Below are 16,829 nucleotides of genomic sequence, written 5' to 3'. Positions count from 1 at the left end.
GGCACGCGCGGAACAGGCGTGCGCCTTCCATTGCAGCCACCGGGTGCAAGACGATGTCCGGGAACATCGCCGCCGCCGGGTTCCACCTGGACACCGGTTCACTCTTCACCGGCGCCGGGACCTTCGAACATCTTGGTGCCCGCCCGTTACCTCAGACTTCGCCTCCTTTTCCTCGGCGGTGCCCTAGGCAGGCGTGCAGACCGATGTTCCCGCGACACGGGCCACGGCACCGCGTCAAGACCATGCGCGGGTGAGGAACCCAACGCCGGTGGAGAGCTACCGGCCAGGGCGCGGCAACATAGGATGTGACCCATGCCTGCACCCGTGAAATCCCCCCGACTGCCCGCCTTCAAGGACCCCGCGATCACCGGGTCCGGGGACCTGACCGGACTGGATGCTGACGGGCGCGCCGAGGGCCTGCTGTTCGAATCCGATGATGCCGACGGGGTCGATCTGGAGGACGCGGTCTTCACCGAATGCATTTTCCGCTCCGTGTCCCTGCAGGGGGCGCCGATGGCGCGGGTGACGTTCGGGAATTGCAAGATCGAGCAAGTCAACGCGCCGGTGCTTGAGGCCCCGGACTCCGGTTGGTGGAACACCTCGGTGGTGGGCGGGCGAATCGGATCCGCCGAGCTCTTCGGCTCCACCTTCCGCTCGGTGAAGTTCGAACGCGCCAAGCTCGGCTACCTCAACCTGCGCCGCGCAAAGATCAAGGACGTGGAGTTCCGCGATGTGCATATCGAGGAACTCGACGTCGGAGGGGCAAACCTGGAACGGGTCAGCTTCATCGACTGCACCATCGACACCCTGGCAATCAACGGCGCCAAGCTCAAGGACGTCGACCTGCGCGGGGCACGCCTGCGCGCGTTCTCGGGCATCTCCGCACTCAAGGGTGCAACGGTGAGCTACGAGCAGCTCATGGACCTGGCCCCGATCATGGCCAATGAGCTGGGCTTGCGCGTCGAGTAGCGCCGCCCGGGCGCACCGGCCCGGGGGATAAGGTGGAAACCATGCACCAACAGCCCGGACCGTACCCCTATGCCCCGTTTCCCAAAAGACGGCAGCCCGTCTTTGACACCGGCCCGGCCAGGGCCGGGGACTGGGTGGTGCTCGGGATCTATGTGGTGCTCTTCGTCTTTGGGGCCGCCGGGCTGCTGGTCATGGTCCCCGGGTTCATCGAGGCCTTCAGGGACATCGAATCCGCGCAGTTCGGCGTGAACCTGATCATCTACGTGGTGGTGTTCACCGGTGCGATGATCATGGGCTTCGAGGCCCTGCGTAGCTCGTTCGCCACCTTCAAATACCACCCGTGGGCCAAGGCCTTGATGGTCCCGGGCGCATGGCTGGGGACACTGATCGTCAGCGCGATCGTGCTGACCTCCATGGGCAACCCCGTCAAGAGCGAAAACCAGCTGGCCATCGAGGGCATGACCACCTCGGTGCCCTTCCCCATGATGTTCGTCGTCGCGGTGCTCATGGGCCCGCTTGTCGAGGAGTACATCTTCCGCCACCTGCTCATCGGCAAGCTCAGCGCCAAGCTCAATATCTGGGTCTGCGTGGTGATATCGGTGGTGCTGTTCACTTCGCTGCACTTCATCGGGGCAGGGTCATTCGACCTGACCTCGGCGATCCCCTACACGACACTCGGGGTGATGATGTCGGTGGCATACGTGCTCACCGGCAAGTCGCTGGCCTACTCCTACACCCTTCACGTCTTCAACAACGCGGTGGCGCTGTCCCTGGCCTACACGCTGCTGCCGCTGATCTCGCAGTAACGACCATGGACAACGATCCGGGCCGCCCGGCACCCTGGGAAGGCCATATCCACGGTAGCCCCGGCTACCGCCGGATGATCCTGGCGCTCTTTGCCGCCGGGGTCGCGACGTTCTCCCAGCTGTACTCGGTACAAGGCGTGCTGCCGGAGCTCTCCCGCAGCCTCTCGATCAACGAGGCCGATGCGGCGTTGGCCGTCTCCGCAGCGACCCTTGGACTGGCCGCCTCGGTGCTCTTCTGGTCATTGCTGGCGGACCGCATGGGCCGGCTGCGGACCATGCGGATCGCGGTGATCGCCGCCGTGGTGCTGGGCCTGGCAGTTCCGTTCTCCCCGGACTTCGAGACCTTGCTTGGGCTGCGTTTCATCGAGGGTATGGCGCTGGGCGGTATCCCCGCCGTCGCCCTGGCCTATCTCTCCGAGGAGGTCTCCGCCCTGCATTCGGCGGTTGCCGCCGGTACCTACATCTCCGGGACAACGCTTGGCGGCCTGGCCGGGCGCTTGGTGGCAGGCCCGTTGAGCGAGTTCTTCTCCTGGCGCGTGGGCACCCTGGTGGTCTCGCTGATGGCGGCCGCCGCCGCCGCGGTGTTCATTGCCGTGGCACCGGCGCCACGCGGCTTCACACCGGTGCCCTGGCGCAGCCCCAACCGGATACCCCTGTGGGAAAAGCTGTGGATGAATCTGGCCAAGGGGCAGCTGCTGGTGCTCTATGCACAGGGTTTCTTGCTGATGGGCGGGTTCGTGGCCGTCTACAACTACCTCGGATTCAGGCTCGAGGCACCGCCGTTCATGATTCCCGCGTCCCTGGCCTCGCTGGTCTTCATCGCGTACCTCTCAGGCACATGGTCCTCACGCAAATCCGGGTCGATGGTCGGCCGCTTCGGCCGCCTGCCGGTGCTGCTGTGTTCCATCGGATTGATGGGTTCCGGGCTCGCGGTGACCCTTGCCGACTCCCTGGCCGCGATCATCGCCGGGCTGCTGGTATTCACTGCGGGGTTCTTTGCCGCCCATTCGGTGGCCAGCGGGTGGATCCCGATGCTCGGCGTCGGGGGCCGGGCGCAGGCCGCGAGCCTGTACAACCTGGCCTATTACTCGGGGTCCTCGGTTTTTGGCTGGACCATCGGTCTGACGTTCAATGCGGGGAACTGGCCGGGGTTGGTGCTTTCCGTGGCTTCCCTGCTGGTGATTGCAGCACTGCTGGCGCTGGCAGGATTGCGCCAGCGCCGGTAGATCGGGATTCGGCTCCCATTCAGAGCAGGTCCATCAATTGCTTCTTGTATGCCTCGAAGGCCGAGACGCCTAGGGCGGTGATCCCGACGTAGGTCGCCGGGGAGCGACCCTCGATGAGCTTTTGTTGCCGGATGTAACCGGCATCCTCGAGCTTGCGAAGGTGCGTGGAAAGGTTTCCCGCCGTCATCGACAGGATCGTTCGCAGCCTGGGAAAGGCCACCGAGTCCTTCGCGCCCAAGGTGTTCAGCGCCGACATGACCCGCAACCTGGCATCGGCATGGATCAGTGGATCGAGTTCAGCCATGGCTAGAGCACCGCCGGCGCTAAGGCGCGGCGGCCGCGAACCAGGACGAGCACGCCAGCTGCGGTGAAGAGCACCGGACCGCCGATGGCGAAGATCGCGATGAAGGCCGATGCCCCGGCGATGAGCCCGGCAATATTCAGCACGGCGAAGCAGACCCCGAGGGTGAACATGGCCCGGTCCTGGAAGAGGGCGGCGCCGACCATGTACATCAGGGAGACAACGAGAATGGCTACCGCGTTGATAAGCCAGCCGGTGGTGATCTGCGCGCCGGCCGGCAGCAGGTTGGCAAGGGCGATGCTGAAGAATGAAACGGTGGCGAATCCGCCCATCCAGCTCAGCCCGTAGGCCATGGATGCGAACTTGGAGTCCCCGCGGATCTCGGATCCGGAGCGGATGCCGATGACTGCGGTGTAGGCGATGGCGGCCAGCAGGATGATGCCGCCGATGACCAATGCCGTGCCGTATGCCAGGGGGAGCCAGCCGTATCCCGCGCCGTGCAGCAGTCCGTATCCCAGAAGGTATGCGGCCGCCCAGACGAAGTAGATGGCCACCACGTTGGGCTCGATGGAGGCGCGTGTGGTTGCCGCGGTGCGGTTGATGGCGTCCAGGGCCGCTCGCGGGTCAAGTGGCGTTCCTGGTGTGCTTGCCGGGTTCGTGTCCATGGCGGTTCTCGTCCTTCGGGTAGTGGCGTCTGGTGCTGTACCAGATAAACGACGTCGTACAAACAAGTTTGTAACGCAAACCTGTTTGTGTCAAGAGAGTGGACGAAGTTTTCAGGCCGTGCCCCCCGGTAGTCTGGTGGGGTGAAAGAAGCAGCAAGGAACCAGGTAGCGGCCCCCGGGCTTTCGGGCGGGCTGGGCCGAAGCATCCTGGCCCTTGCCGTCCCCGCCCTTGGCGCACTCATTGCCGAGCCGTTGTTCCTGCTGGCCGACTCTGCGATCATCGGGCACCTGGGCATCAACGAGCTGGCCGGTGCCGGGCTGGGAACCACCGTCCTGCAGACCGTCGTCGGGCTGATGGTGTTTCTGGCATATTCCACAACCCCGACCGTCGCCCGGGCCATCGGTGCCGGCAACACGGCCAGGGCCATGGCGGCCGGGCGCGACGGGATCTGGCTCGCCGTGGGACTGGGCCTGGTCCTGGCCGTTGTCGGGTTCTTCGGTGCACCGATGCTGGCCGGTGCCATGGGGGCGCAGGGACAGGTGCTCGGGTTCGCAGTGGACTACATCAAGTATTCAACCTTCGGGATACCCGCCATGTTACTGGTCCTCGCCGCGACAGGTGTGCTGCGCGGGATGCAGGACACCAAGACCCCGCTGTATGTGGCCGGCTACGGTTTCGCCGCCAACATCGTACTGAACTTCATTCTTGTCTACCCGCTGGGGATGTCCGTGGCCGGTGCGGCGCTGGGCACCTCGATTGCCCAGTGGGGAATGGCTCTCATCTACCTGTGGATGCTCGTCCCGCGGATCCGCAAGGCCGGCCAACCACTGGCACCGGATGTCCGAGGGGTCCTGGGAACGGGCCGCGTCGGATCCTGGCTGATGCTGCGCACGCTCTCCTTGCGCCTGGCCCTGCTGGCCACCGTATGGGTTGCCACCGGTGCCGGCGCGCTGACCCTGGCGGCGCACCAACTGGTCTTCACCATCTTCACCTTCATGGCGTTCGCCCTGGACGCCCTGGCCATCGCCGCCCAGGCGCTGATCGGCAAGGAACTCGGTGCGGGGAACGCACCTCGGACAAACCTGCTGACCAAGACGATGTGCCGCTGGGGCGTGTACTTCGGATTGGTGACCGGTGCGGTCCTTGCCGTCATCGCACCTTTCATCGGCGCACTTTTCAGCACGGACGACGCGGTGCGCCAAGCCACCATGGTCGGTGTGTGGGTCCTGGCCGCCGCACAGCCCGTGTGCGGATTGGTGTTCGTGCTTGACGGGGTGCTCATCGGTGCCGGGGATGCGCGCTACCTGGCGATCGCGGGCATGATCAACCTGCTGGCCTACCTGCCCATGCTCTATGCAGTCACGCTTTTCCAGCACACCGGTAGCTCGGCGATCCTGTGGATCTGGGTGGCCTTTGGCCTGGGATTCATGCTTGCCCGAGCCGTGACGCTCTCCTGGCGAGTACGCAACGACAGGTGGATGCGTTTGGGGGCGTGAACCCGGCGGGGCCCAGGCGCACCACGCGCCGGCTCCACCAAGCGGTGCTCGCCGGACGCCAGGATCCATCCCCGCACCACACAGGTACGCCAACCGCAGAAAGCAGGAACCCCGCCATGAAGCGTCGATTGCCACAGATTTCCGAACTGCGCCCCCTGATGAAGTTTGAGACCCCCACTTTGGACCGCCGTGCCGCCCGCCTGGCCAAGGCGGCCGATGTGTGGGATCTTCGGGCCATCGCCAAGCGGCGAACCCCCACCGCGGCCTTCGACTACGTGGACGGTGCAGCCTTGCGGGAGCTGACGCACAGCCGCACCCGTGAGGTGTTTGACTCCATCGAGTTCATCCCGAGCATCTTGCAGGGCACCGCGGAGGCGGATCTGTCCACGATGGTTGCCGGGAAACGCTCCGCACTGCCATTCGGCATCGCGCCAACGGGGTTCACCCGCTTCATGCATGCCGAGGGGGAGACCGGTGCGGTGCGCGCCGCAACCCGGGCAGGCATCCCTTTTTCTCTCTCGACAATGGGCACCCATTCCCTGGAGGAAGTGGCGCAAGCCGCCCCGGACTCCCGGCGCTGGTTCCAGCTCTACCTCTGGAAGGACCGTGAGAAATCACGGCAGCTGCTTCAGCGCGCCCGAGCCGCCGGCTACGACACATTGCTTGTCACCGTCGACACCCCGGTGGCGGGCCAACGGCTTCGCGATGCGCGTAACGGCATGGTCATTCCGCCTAAGCTGAACCTCAAGACCGTGCTCGATGCCTCATACCGCCCCGAATGGTGGTTTAACTTCCTGACCACCGATTCGTTGAAGTTCGCCTCGCTGTCGAACTCCAGCAGCGACCTGCCCACGCTGATCAACTCGATGTTCGACCCGACGCTCTCCTTCGCCGACCTGGAGTGGATACGCTCAATCTGGGATGGCAAGCTCTTCGTCAAGGGGGTGCTCACAGCCAGTGACGCGCGCAAGTCGCTGGAGGCGGGGGCCGACGGGCTCATCGTCTCGAACCACGGCGGCCGCCAGCTGGACCGGGCGCCGGTGTCCCTCGAGGCACTGGCGGAGGTTCGCACGGAAGTCGGCCCGGAAGTCGAGGTCATCCTGGACTCGGGGATCATGTCCGGGGCGGACATCGTTGCTTCGCTGTGCGCCGGTGCCGACTTCGTGCTCATCGGCCGCGCATACCTCTATGGCCTGATGGCCGGAGGGGAGAAAGGAGTGGACCGGGTCATTGAACTGCTCGCCGAGGAGGTCCGCGTCACCATGGCACTGATGGGTGCGGCAAACATCGCCGAGCTCGGCCCGGAGCTGATTCGTCGCCGGTCCCGGTCCCAATAATGCCCAGAGCGTGGCGGCCGGTAGACTTGTGGGCGTGCCTGCAGTAAAAATACCCGCAACCATTGCCGCCGAAGTCGCAACCCCCGTGATGGGGCGCGCCGCGACTGCCGCCGGTTTCGCGCTTCTGTCCATCTTCTGGCCTGGTGCCACCAACCAGGTACTGGCCTATTCGTTGGCCGCCTTCATGGTCATCAGCGCCAAGTTCCTTTGGGACTACGCCAGCGCCCCCAGCGCGCCGAAGCGGGTGCGTGGGCTCTACGCGGTAGCCGCCGTGGGAATGATCCTCGCCGGGCTGGTGATGGCGTTCCGCCCCGAGACAGTGGTCATCGGTATTGCCGCGGCCGCGGCCTGGATCATCGCCGGAGTACTTGAAATCGTGGTCTACATCCGTCATCGCGCCGGCTTCGTCCCGTTCAAGGACCAACTCGTCACCGGATTCGTTTCCCTGGGTGCCGGTGCGGCCCTGCTGCTGGGACTGGACATGGACGCACACGCATTGCTGGGCCTGGCCGGCGGAGGTGCGATCCTCTTGGCGGTATTCGAACTGATTTCGGCATTTGGCTTGCGCCATGCTGCCAAGGAGACCGAGACCGGGCTTTGGAGCTAGAATAGATGTTGAACCAAAAACCCGTAGGAGGGCCTTTCGTGGGCAACACCCCAGCCGAGCAGAACAAGTCTTGGCAGCAGAGCATCAAGGCACCCTTGACGTTCTCCTTGGTCATGGCCATCATCGCAGGCGTCATTGCCACCATCTCTGGAACCGGCGGGTCCGACAACCCGTTGCGAATCGACATCGGGCTCGTCGCCTTCGGGGTCGCGTTCGTTGCGTGTTTGCTGGTCATCTCTGTGATGACGATGGCAAGCAAGGACAACCCCGAGGAAATGGGAACAGGATCGGGAATCAACCGCTCGTCCGAAAATCCCGATGACACAACCGAGACGAAGAAGAAGTAAGCAGAGCCGTTCTTGACCGATGCCGCCCAGGAATCACCGGGCGGTTTCGTCGTTTAAGGCAGGCCGCGGTGCCCGCAAACAAGACCAGCGGCTGGAGCGCGGTGACGGAGAGGTCCTCCATATATTCCTGCTGGGGGGCAGGGACGGCCGCCCTGACCCATTCCGGCGCCCGGAACGGCGTCTGAACGCAACATCCAACTCGGCAGACGGTGTTGGTGTTTGTTCCGGTGATCAAGGGGTAGACGCTAAAATAAAAATTCAGGCACCGTAAAGTCCATAAAGAGTGGGCAGGTGGCGCGACAGTCCAACCCCAGGTGCCGGGTGACCCACGATAGCGGTGGATCACCCTCGGGGGACGTGCCGCTGCACCGGCCGTGTAGCTAAAGACGCGGCTTAGAGCGCTGGTTCGACGTCGTCGTGTCCACCCCAGCGGAGCAGGAAGTCTTCGTCGCTGAGCTCCTCCAGGTCGGATCGCACCATTGACACCAAGGATTCGGCCTCTCCGATTGTGCCGGCGTTGATACGCAGCACCTCGGCGTCGTTGTCGATCCGGTGAACGACGACAGAGGCGCCCACCGCGTCGGCGCCGTCTCCGCCAAAGAACCCATTGACCAAAGCTGCAGCCCAACGAGCGGCAGCGCGTACCGGGCTGTCATCGGACTGTTCCATGTCGACTTCGTAATCGCTCGCGGCATGTGGCTGCGGAACTTCTTCGCTGTTCACGGGTACTCCTTCGATCGTGCGGCCGAACACGCTTTCGGCCTTGGTTACAGTCTATGTTCACACGACGGCATTTTGTCCGGACTTCCGCTGTCGGTACGCGCGCACGTGCTCGCGATTGGCACAATTTCCGGTGTCGCAGTAGCGCTTGGACCGATTTCTGGAGAGGTCCAGCAGCACAGCGCCGCATTCGGCGGATGCGCACACCCGCAAACGTGCGAGTTCACCTGAGCGCAATACATCGACCAGTGCCATGGCTGCCTCCACCGCCATGCGTTCACTCAGGGGTGCTTCTGGCGTAGTGGCGTGGATGTGGTAATCCCATTGGTCGTGCTTGACCAGCTGCGGCAACGCTCGGGCGTTGCGCAGAATGTTGTTCACCGCATGAACGGCCTGTTCCTCGGCAGACACCCAGATGCCGTGCAATTGGGTCCGCAGTTGACGTACCGAACGAAGCTCCGCGTCGTTGTGCGTGCGCGAACCGGTGAAGCCCTGCTCCGTGACCAAGTGGTTCAAATCGGCACGGGTGAGCAGCCCGTCGACGCTCGGGGTTGCTGTGTTGATGAGCGCCACGATGGTACCCAGGGCTACTTCTGTGTCAGGGGCAAAGATCATTGTGACTCCTGTGGAGGTTCATGGATTGACGTACAAAGTCAGTCGGTCCTAATGTCATGAGCATACATAGTTATACTCCTGACAGTCGACTGGGTTCCACGACCTTTCGCACGAAGGACACAACTCGACCCAAGGAGGTTTTCGCCGTGCCCAGAGAAGAAATCCACATTCAGGTGGCCGACCTTGCCAAGGCACCGGGCGCTACGGCACTGCCTCGGCCACTGGCGGGCGGCGTCGGGATCGCCCTGTTTTCCTCAGCCGTTTTCGGGCTTTCGGGTTCATTTGCCAAGGCGCTGCTCGAAGTGGGGTGGAGCCCGGCAACCGCGGTGACCCTGCGAATGGCCGGTGCCGCACTGGTTCTTTTGGTTCCAACACTTATGGTCATGCGCGGGAAATGGCCACTGATAGCAACGAACTGGAAGTCCATCATGCTGTTTGGGCTTTTCGGTGTCGGAGCCTGCCAGTTCTTTTACTTCCTGGCCGTCGAGCGCCTCGATGTCGGGGTGGCTCTGCTACTGGAATACCTTGCTCCGGTCCTCATCGTGCTTTTTCTCTGGGTTAAGTTCCGCAAACGCCCCAAGTTCATGACCATCGGTGGGACGCTGCTCTCACTGGCCGGACTCGTACTGGTCCTGGATCTCGCCGGGGACACCCGGGTGGATCCGATCGGTGTGCTGTGGGGCTTGGGTGCGGCCGTGGGACTGGTGGTCTACTTCTTCGTCAGTGCCCGGGCCGATGGCGCATTGCCTCCAATTGCCTTGGCTACCGGAGGGTTGCTCGTGGGCTCGGCAACCATGGGACTGCTGGCACTTCTCGGGTTGCTGGATATGAAGATGACGTTCGTCCCGGTGAAGTTGGCCCACTGGGAAACCCATTGGTGGGTGGCGCTAGCCGGATTGATCATCTTTTCCACCGTGCTCTCCTACGTTTCGGGGATCATGGCGGCCCGTGCCCTGGGCTCGAAATTGGCTTCGTTCATCTCGCTGACCGAGGTGCTCTTTGCGGTGCTCTGGGCGTGGTTGCTGCTCGGTGAACTGCCGGCGGGAATCCAACTGCTCGGAGGCGTATTGATCGTCGGCGGGGTGTTGCTGGTCCGTGCCGACGAAATGCGCACCCTGTAGTCCGGATGACGGCGCCCCCTGCCGGGGGGCGCAGCTGCGAGACGCTGATTCAGGACCTGGTTTTTCCGAAGCTGCGCAAGCGCAGCGAGTTTGCCACCACGAGCACGGAGCTGGCTGCCATGGCCGCCCCGGCGATCATGGGGTTGAGCAGTCCAAGCGCGGCGATCGGGATGCCGGCGGTGTTGTAGAGGAAAGCCCAGAAAAAGTTCATCTTGATGGTGCCCAGGGTCTTGCGTGAGAGCTCGATGGACTGAACTACCTGGGAGAGGTCGTTGCCCATAATGGTCAGGTCGGCGGCTTCGATGGCTACGTCGGTTCCCGAGCCCATGGCGATGCCCAGATCGGCTTGTGCCAGTGCCGGTGCGTCGTTGACGCCGTCGCCCACCATGGCGACCACGCGGCCCTCTTCCTGCAGCTTGCGCACCGCTTGCGCCTTGGCCTCCGGAAGCACATCCGCGAAGACATCGGCGGTGTCGATCCCCACGGCGGCCGCGACCTGTGCCGCAACCGATGCGTTGTCACCGGTGAGCAGCACCGGGCGCAGGCCAAGTTCCTTGAGTTGGGTAATTGCGGTGGCGGAGGTGGTCTTGACGGTGTCCGAAAGGTTGATCAACCCGGCAAAGGTGCCATCGAGACCGATCATGATGGAAGTGGCTCCTTCCTGTTGGGCGGAGGCCAGCATCCGGTGGTGCTCCTGGGTGAGCGCTACGTCGTTCTCCCGCATCCAGCTCACCCGGCCCGCGACCACTGTTTGCGTCCCGATCCGGGCCCTGACCCCGCCGCCTGGTGCGGAGGTGAAGTCGCTGGCCTCGGACAGCGTGGCGTTGGCGCGCGCCGCCTCCACGATGGCATGGGCAATCGGGTGTTCGGAGCCCGATTCCGCGGCGCCAGCCAGGGCAAGCAGCGTGGGGGTGTCGAAGCCCCATGCGGGTGTGGTCGAGGTGACCGCGAGGTTGCCCTCGGTGATGGTCCCCGTCTTGTCCAGCAGTACGGTATCGATCTTGCGGGTGTCCTCAAGGACCTGCGGACCGCGGATCAGGATGCCCAGTTGGGCGCCCCGGCCCGTACCCACCAGCAGCCCGATGGGTGTTGCAAGACCCAGGGCACAGGGACAGGCGATGACAAGCACGGCAACGGAAGCGGCAAAGGCCGCGTTCAAGTCTGCGCTGATCGTCAGCCAGAGGACGAAGGTGAGCAGTGCAATGCCCAGTACGATCGGCACGAAGACCGCTGAAATCCGGTCTGCGAGCCTGGCAATCGGGGCCTTGCCCGTTTGCGCGTCGGAAACCAGCCGGCCCATCTGGGCAAGGGTGGTGTCTGAACCCACGCGGGTGGCGCGGACAAGGAGCCGACCGGACGTGTTGATGGTCGCGCCGATGACAGTGTCGTCGGGTCCGACCTCGACGGGCACGGATTCACCGGTGACCAGCGCAGTGTCCACCGCGGAGTGGCCGTCGATCACGAAGCCGTCGGTGGCGATTTTTTCCCCGGGACGCACCACGAACTCGTCGCCGGGCACCAGCTCTGCGGCAGCGATCTTGGTTTCAACACCGTCGCGCAGCACGGAGGCTTCCTTGGCGCCCAGGTCAAGCAATGTCGACAACGCGTCTCCGGCCTTGGCCTTGGCCCTCGTCTCCAGGAAGCGGCCCAGAAGCAAGAATGTCGCAACGACGCCGGCGGTCTCGAAGTACAGCTTGTGATCGCTCATCGCCATGCCCATGTGGGCGGTCATCATCGGGTCCACGACCAGCTGCCACAGAGAGAAGAAATATGCGGCCAGTACGCCGATGGATACCAAGGTGTCCATCGTGGAAGCGAAATGCCGTGCGTTGATGGCTGCGGCGCGGTGGAACGGCCAAGCGGACCAAAAGACCACGGGAGTGGACAAGGCCAACGCAACCCAGCCCCAGTGAGGGAACTGGGCAAGCGGGATCATCGAGATGACGAACAGCGGAACCGTGAAGATGGCGGCGCCGATAAACCGTCGTTTCAGGTCCGCGCCCTCGTTTTTCTTCGCCCCTGCGGATCCGTTGGGTGTATGCACCACGCCATCGTCGTGTGTCTGCTTGCGCTCGACCTCCGCCTCGTCCGACGGGGACTGGGCGGTCCCGGAACCGCTGGTGGCGGCCTCCGGCACGGAGACACGCGCGTGGACGTCGGCCTTGACTTTCGCCTTGTAACCCGCAGCCGCGACGGTCGAAATGAGCTGTTCGTTGCTGACCGATTCAGGGACGGTGACGCGCGCGGTTTCCAACGGCAGGTTCACCATTGCCTCGACGCCCTCGATCTTCCCGAGCTTGCGTTCAACGCGACTCACGCACGACGCGCAGGTCATTCCCTGGATGTCCAGGTTCACGATGCGTTGGTTGGTGGGAAAACTGGTTTGGTTACTCATTGTTCCGTTCCTTGGTTTCAGGACCGCGGGGCATGGCCGTCGAGTTACGTGTCCCTCTGCGATCGATGGTGCTGGGTGGCGGCTCAGGCGAGGCTGTAGCCGGCCTCATCCACTGCCTGCGCGAGCAGTGCGTCATCGAGTGGTCCGCTGCTGGTGATGTTGGCGGTGGAAGTTCCTCCGACGGAGAGGATGACTTCGACATCGGTGACGCCATCGATCTCGCGCAGTTCCTCTGTGACGGAAGCGACGCAGTGGCCGCAGGTCATGCCGTTGATCTTCAGTATGGTGTGGGTTTGGGCGTTGGTGTCCTGTGGCGGACCCACCGTGATGGTGAGACCGGAATCCTCGCTGCTTCCGCAGCCGCATCCGCCGCATCCGCAGCCTTCTGAATCGCTCATGATTTCTCCTTCGAGGGGTTGGTTTGTTGATGTTGCTCGCCGGAAGCGCGTTAGCGCAGGAGGCGGCCGATCGCGGTGGTGACCTCAGCCACCTTGTCATCGACGTAGGACCTGTCACCTGATTCGATGGATTGGGCTGCGGCGTTGACCACGCAGTGGGAAACGTGCTCTTCGACCAGCCCGAGGCTGACCTTGTGCAGGGCAGCGTTGATTGCCGAGATTTGCGTCAGGATGTCAATGCAGTACTTCTCCTCGCCAACCATCCGGCTTACCCCGCGGACCTGTCCTTCAATGCGGCTCAGTCGCTTGAGCAGGGCTTCCTTGTTGGCTGTGTACCCGTGGTCTACATGGACATCGGCGGGAAGTGCAGTGTTCTCCATAACTCACATAATACCCCCACAGGGTATAATGTCAAATACCCCTATAGGGTATCCGATTTGTGTCGGGTTGATAGTTTTGGATCATGCAGATCAGCGAGAGCCAGCCCTTCGTCCCTGTCATTTTGGGCGGTGACATCGGCGCCTACTCGTTGGCGCGGGAGTTCCACGAGCTCTATGACGTGCGGTCGGTCGTCGTACCTTCCGTCATGACCGGTATTACCGAACATTCACGCATCTTGGTGCCGCGACCGTTCGCCCAACAAGACGACCCGGTTGCATTCGCTGCTTTCGTTTCAGAGCTCGGGCGTGAATTCGGCGACGTGAACGGAACCACACGGCCGCTGCTCCTCCTCGGGGCAGCCGACCAACATATTCGTTTCATTGCAACGTACGCCAATGAGCTCTCCGAGTGGTTCGCCATCCCTTACGTCGGGAACGCGGAGCTGGACCGGGCCACGGAGAAGGACGGCTTCTACCAGCTCTGCCGCGACCTCGGTGTGAGCTATCCTGCCACGGTTGTCCATGGCTGTGCCGGCGATGCCCCCGACGCCCGGGCGCTTGAGTCTGAGCTTGTAGCCGAGGGCGTGCCATTCCCCGCAATAGTGAAGCCCTCCGACGGAGTCGCGTGGGGAGCCTTGGAATTTGCCGGTAAGCGGAAGGTCCATACCGTTGCTTCGATCCAGGAACTGACGGAGCTCATCAACAAGGCCTCCGGTGCGGGCTACGGCGGTACGTTGGTCATCCAGGACCTGATCCCCGGAGGCGACAGCGGCATGCACCTTGCCACGTTCTTCAGCGACCAGGATAAACGGGTACGTTTTGTCTCGTGCGGCCGGGTGATCGTCGAGGAGCACGCACCGGGAGCGGTCGGCAATTCCGCGGCCATCGTCGCGCAGGCCAACGACGTCGCTGTCATGGAAGGTACGCGTTTGCTCGAGGAGCTCGGGTGGACCGGGTTCTCCATGTTTGACATGAAGCTTGACCCGCGCGACGGGGCGTATAAGTTCTTTGAGCTGAACCCACGCCTGGGACGCAACCATTTTTACATCACGGCAGCCGGACACAATGTTGCGCGCTTCTACGTCGAGGAATACCTGCGCGGCGGCTTGGCCGGCGGCACCGACCTGGTCGTGGCCACCGAACGCCACCTGTACAACATCCTGCCCCTGCGGCTCTTGCGCCGGTACGTGCCTGCAGAGATGAAGAGCGGGGTTGAGGAACTCATCGCGTCCAAGCGCTATAGCCATCCGCTGTACTACAGCAAGGAAACCAACCCTCGGCGATGGCTTTACATCCTGATCAGCACCGTTAACCACTACCGCAAGTTCAAGCGCCACCACCCTGCATCCTAGAGTTCCCAACCCGGCCCGGCGTAGAGTGAACCAACATCAGGCTGAGCGGTCTAAAGGAGGCAACAATGAGTGACAACAAGTTGTACACGGATGCAGGGCGTGCATCGTATCTGGCTCCGGCCTGCGAACGGTGCGGGCAACGTCGGCACATCATCTGGGAAGACAAGGGCGAGGAAGAAGCACACTGGCTGCCCAGGGATGCCGGATGCACCAACGAGGCCTGCACAGCCTGACCGGCAGGGCTCGCCAATAGACAACTCCGGAAGGCGCGTCGCCGGGAGCGACCAGGCGACACGCTTTCTTGCGCTCTTCACGCCTCCGGCGCTTCCGGCCTGTGGTTTGCGGTGGTTGCCAATTGATGCACGGGACACCTCTGGCGCCCGCGGTTGGAGGGGTGGCGGGCACGGATTTCGATCGCGATGCGCGCGGGAAAGCAGCAGGCATCGCACTGGGACTGTGCCGGGGAGAGTTCGATGAACTCCACGATTCCAGTGGCCGTCGGGAGCCTTGTTGGGCACCTACGCCGGGGTTCTTTCAACCGAGAATCTCGCCTAAGCTGGAGCACGTATCGTGAAGGGGGTCACACGAGGCGTTGTTGCAATGCCAAAACAATCGTTCTCCACCCCCGTGGAAGGTAAAAGATGCCTCTGATGACTCCTGCCTCGATGGCTCTGCAACGCCGTGCCATGGCGGCCCACGAGACGTTGGAAGTAGGTGCGGTCGAGAAGAAGGTGGCGTGGCAGCTTCGCGACGTGGTCCGCGACTCGTGGCTTCGTTCGCTGAAGTACAAGGACGCGGTCAAAACCAATGCGCACACGGTGCTCAGTGACGAGGCCCTGCGTGATATGCGCAGTGCCTCGCCGTTGCGCCTGGTCCTGCCGGTCTTTGATCGCCTGATCCTGGAACCCACGAGAGACACCAAGCTGATCCTCGCAATTGGAGATCCCGCCGGACGCCTGCTTTGGGTCAAGGGTGACAGCCAAGTGTTGCGCGACGCTGAATCGATGGCGTTTGTTCCCGGCGCCGACTGGTCCGAACGCACGGTGGGAACCTCGGCACCCGGAACCGCATTGGTGACCGGCGGGGGAGTGCAGGTCGCTGGCGCGGAACACTTTGACCCGATCGCCCACCGTTGGAGTTGCACGGCCGTTCCCATTCACTCGCCCGATACCGGGGAATTGCTCGGGGTTGTGGATATCACCGGTGGCGCCGATGCCGTAGCGGCACATTCCTTGGCCCTTCTGAAGGCGGCCGTGGCTGCCGCCGAATCGGAGCTGCGTTGGCATGGGCAACACGTCGATCCGCCGCGCAAGAGCTTTGTTGCTCCGGCCTCTCGGAGCCCCAAGGCTACGCCGAAGGTGGAGGCCACACTGCATCTGACTGCTGGGTCGGGCGCCGAACTGCGACGTGGCGAGACGAGCATTGAACTAAGCACGCGGCATGCTGAGCTGCTGGCGTTGCTGAGCTGGCACCCACGCGGGCTCAGTGGCGAGGAACTGGTCGAGTTGCTGCACATCAACCCGGATGCAGCCGATGTCGGGACGCTGCGTGCCGAACTGGTGCGGCTTCGCAAGGTACTGTCGGACTTCGACGAATCATTGGTTCCGCTTTCACGCCCCTACCGCTTGGCAAAACTGCCGCTGTGCGATGCCCGCGAAGTTCTCAGATCGATCGAGCGGGGCGATCTTGATTCAGCCTTGGCCAATTACGAAGGCCCCGTCCTGCCGCGCTCGCTAGCCCCGGGAATCGAAGAGATCCGTGCAGAGGTGTTTTCGGTACTGCGCCAAGGAATGCTGCAGGACGGCACTGATGCACAGTTGATCCGCTTCCTGGGTTTGTCCGAAGCGGAAGACGATGAAGAGGTCCTTTCCACCACGTTGCAGGTGCTACCGGCTCGATCCCCGCACCGCGCTCTCGTGGTGGCGGCGCTGGAACGGATCGAGTCGAACGGTTAGTCGGTGATCAATGGTGGGGTGTACCCGATGGTCCGCAACTCGGGATGCCAATAAAGGTTCCGCTCCGGATCCCCACGGGGTTCACCCGCCCGGGCAATCACATACGGGACCTTGCCGATGATTTTCAAGGTGAGCAAC

Annotated in this window: 18 protein-coding genes; 11 read left to right on the top strand and 7 right to left on the bottom strand. The window is 63.3% G+C overall.

From position 1 onward, the window contains the following. Positions 1-312: 312 nt before the first annotated feature. Genes ABEA12_RS02635 through ABEA12_RS02625 form a run of 3 tightly spaced genes read left to right on the top strand, consistent with a single transcriptional unit; the run spans position 313 to position 3,001 of the window. Positions 313-969, top strand: coding sequence for a pentapeptide repeat-containing protein (locus tag ABEA12_RS02635; protein WP_210099364.1), 657 nt, complete (start codon positions 313-315; stop codon positions 967-969). A gap of 41 nt (positions 970-1,010) precedes the next feature. Further along, positions 1,011-1,775, top strand: coding sequence for a CPBP family intramembrane glutamic endopeptidase (locus ABEA12_RS02630; protein WP_210099365.1), 765 nt, complete (start codon positions 1,011-1,013; stop codon positions 1,773-1,775). A gap of 5 nt (positions 1,776-1,780) precedes the next feature. Then, positions 1,781-3,001: an MFS transporter gene (locus ABEA12_RS02625; protein ID WP_210099366.1), complete on the top strand. Its 1,221-nt coding sequence runs from the start codon at positions 1,781-1,783 to the stop codon at positions 2,999-3,001. 19 nt (positions 3,002-3,020) lie between these two features. On the opposite strand, the gene ABEA12_RS02620 is transcribed toward ABEA12_RS02625, so the two are convergent. Both ABEA12_RS02620 and ABEA12_RS02615 read right to left on the bottom strand, forming a co-directional pair. Beyond that, on the bottom strand, positions 3,021-3,305 hold the full coding sequence (locus ABEA12_RS02620) for a transcriptional regulator (protein WP_210099367.1): 285 nt from the start codon (positions 3,303-3,305) through the stop codon (positions 3,021-3,023). 2 nt (positions 3,306-3,307) lie between these two features. Further along, positions 3,308-3,967, bottom strand: coding sequence for a hypothetical protein (locus ABEA12_RS02615; RefSeq protein ID WP_210099368.1), 660 nt, complete (start codon positions 3,965-3,967; stop codon positions 3,308-3,310). 141 nt (positions 3,968-4,108) lie between these two features. Between ABEA12_RS02615 and ABEA12_RS02610 the strand changes: the two genes are divergently transcribed. The 4 genes from ABEA12_RS02610 (at position 4,109) to ABEA12_RS02595 (ending at position 7,755) form a co-directional block, all read left to right on the top strand. Beyond that, positions 4,109-5,464 carry an MATE family efflux transporter gene (locus ABEA12_RS02610; RefSeq protein ID WP_210099369.1) on the top strand — a complete coding sequence of 452 codons (1,356 nt, stop codon included), beginning with the start codon at positions 4,109-4,111 and terminating at the stop codon, positions 5,462-5,464. A 116-nt stretch (positions 5,465-5,580) separates the two neighbouring features. Then, complete coding sequence (locus ABEA12_RS02605; protein ID WP_210099370.1) at positions 5,581-6,801, top strand: alpha-hydroxy acid oxidase; 1,221 nt, start codon at positions 5,581-5,583, stop codon at positions 6,799-6,801. Positions 6,802-6,835: 34 nt separating this feature from the next. Beyond that, positions 6,836-7,408: a DUF308 domain-containing protein gene (locus ABEA12_RS02600; RefSeq protein WP_210099371.1), complete on the top strand. Its 573-nt coding sequence runs from the start codon at positions 6,836-6,838 to the stop codon at positions 7,406-7,408. Positions 7,409-7,446: 38 nt separating this feature from the next. Next, the gene (locus ABEA12_RS02595; protein WP_210099372.1) at positions 7,447-7,755 is read left to right on the top strand and encodes a hypothetical protein; all 309 of its coding nucleotides are present in this window, start codon (positions 7,447-7,449) and stop codon (positions 7,753-7,755) included. Positions 7,756-8,148: 393 nt separating this feature from the next. On the opposite strand, the gene ABEA12_RS02590 is transcribed toward ABEA12_RS02595, so the two are convergent. After that, positions 8,149-8,478 carry a hypothetical protein gene (locus ABEA12_RS02590; protein WP_210099373.1) on the bottom strand — a complete coding sequence of 110 codons (330 nt, stop codon included), beginning with the start codon at positions 8,476-8,478 and terminating at the stop codon, positions 8,149-8,151. A 57-nt stretch (positions 8,479-8,535) separates the two neighbouring features. Then, a complete protein-coding gene (locus ABEA12_RS02585; protein WP_210099374.1) occupies positions 8,536-9,090 on the bottom strand; it encodes a CGNR zinc finger domain-containing protein in 555 nt (184 codons plus the stop codon). Between the two features lie 146 nt (positions 9,091-9,236). Between ABEA12_RS02585 and ABEA12_RS02580 the strand changes: the two genes are divergently transcribed. After that, positions 9,237-10,211: an EamA family transporter gene (locus ABEA12_RS02580; RefSeq protein WP_425571718.1), complete on the top strand. Its 975-nt coding sequence runs from the start codon at positions 9,237-9,239 to the stop codon at positions 10,209-10,211. 49 nt (positions 10,212-10,260) lie between these two features. Here ABEA12_RS02580 and ABEA12_RS02575 read toward each other — a convergent pair whose 3' ends face one another. From ABEA12_RS02575 to ABEA12_RS02565, 3 genes are all read right to left on the bottom strand, one after another. Further along, positions 10,261-12,606, bottom strand: coding sequence for a heavy metal translocating P-type ATPase (locus ABEA12_RS02575; protein WP_210099375.1), 2,346 nt, complete (start codon positions 12,604-12,606; stop codon positions 10,261-10,263). An 83-nt stretch (positions 12,607-12,689) separates the two neighbouring features. After that, a complete protein-coding gene (locus tag ABEA12_RS02570) occupies positions 12,690-13,004 on the bottom strand; it encodes a heavy-metal-associated domain-containing protein (RefSeq protein ID WP_210099376.1) in 315 nt (104 codons plus the stop codon). 50 nt (positions 13,005-13,054) lie between these two features. Then, positions 13,055-13,384 (bottom strand): metal-sensitive transcriptional regulator, encoded by a 330-nt coding sequence (locus ABEA12_RS02565; protein WP_210099377.1) that lies wholly within the window; start codon positions 13,382-13,384, stop codon positions 13,055-13,057. Positions 13,385-13,467: 83 nt separating this feature from the next. On the opposite strand from ABEA12_RS02565, the gene ABEA12_RS02560 reads away from it, so the two are divergent. The 3 genes from ABEA12_RS02560 to ABEA12_RS02550 all read left to right on the top strand — a co-directional run bounded on the left by ABEA12_RS02560 (position 13,468) and on the right by ABEA12_RS02550 (position 16,691). After that, entirely contained in the window at positions 13,468-14,736 is a 1,269-nt protein-coding gene (locus tag ABEA12_RS02560; protein ID WP_210099378.1) for a carboxylate--amine ligase, read from the top strand. Between the two features lie 65 nt (positions 14,737-14,801). Then, positions 14,802-14,969 (top strand): hypothetical protein, encoded by a 168-nt coding sequence (locus ABEA12_RS02555; protein ID WP_210099379.1) that lies wholly within the window; start codon positions 14,802-14,804, stop codon positions 14,967-14,969. Positions 14,970-15,377: 408 nt separating this feature from the next. Next, positions 15,378-16,691, top strand: a complete 1,314-nt coding sequence (locus ABEA12_RS02550) for a GAF domain-containing protein (protein WP_210099380.1) — start codon at positions 15,378-15,380, stop codon at positions 16,689-16,691. Positions 16,692-16,829 lie beyond the last annotated feature (138 nt).

Origin of the sequence: Paeniglutamicibacter antarcticus (assembly GCF_039544305.1) — a bacterium.
In the GTDB taxonomy this organism is placed as follows: Bacteria; Actinomycetota; Actinomycetes; order Actinomycetales; family Micrococcaceae; genus Paeniglutamicibacter; species Paeniglutamicibacter antarcticus_C.
The sequence above is the reverse complement of the archived record's forward strand: the minus strand, read 5'-3'. Positions and strand labels throughout refer to the sequence as shown.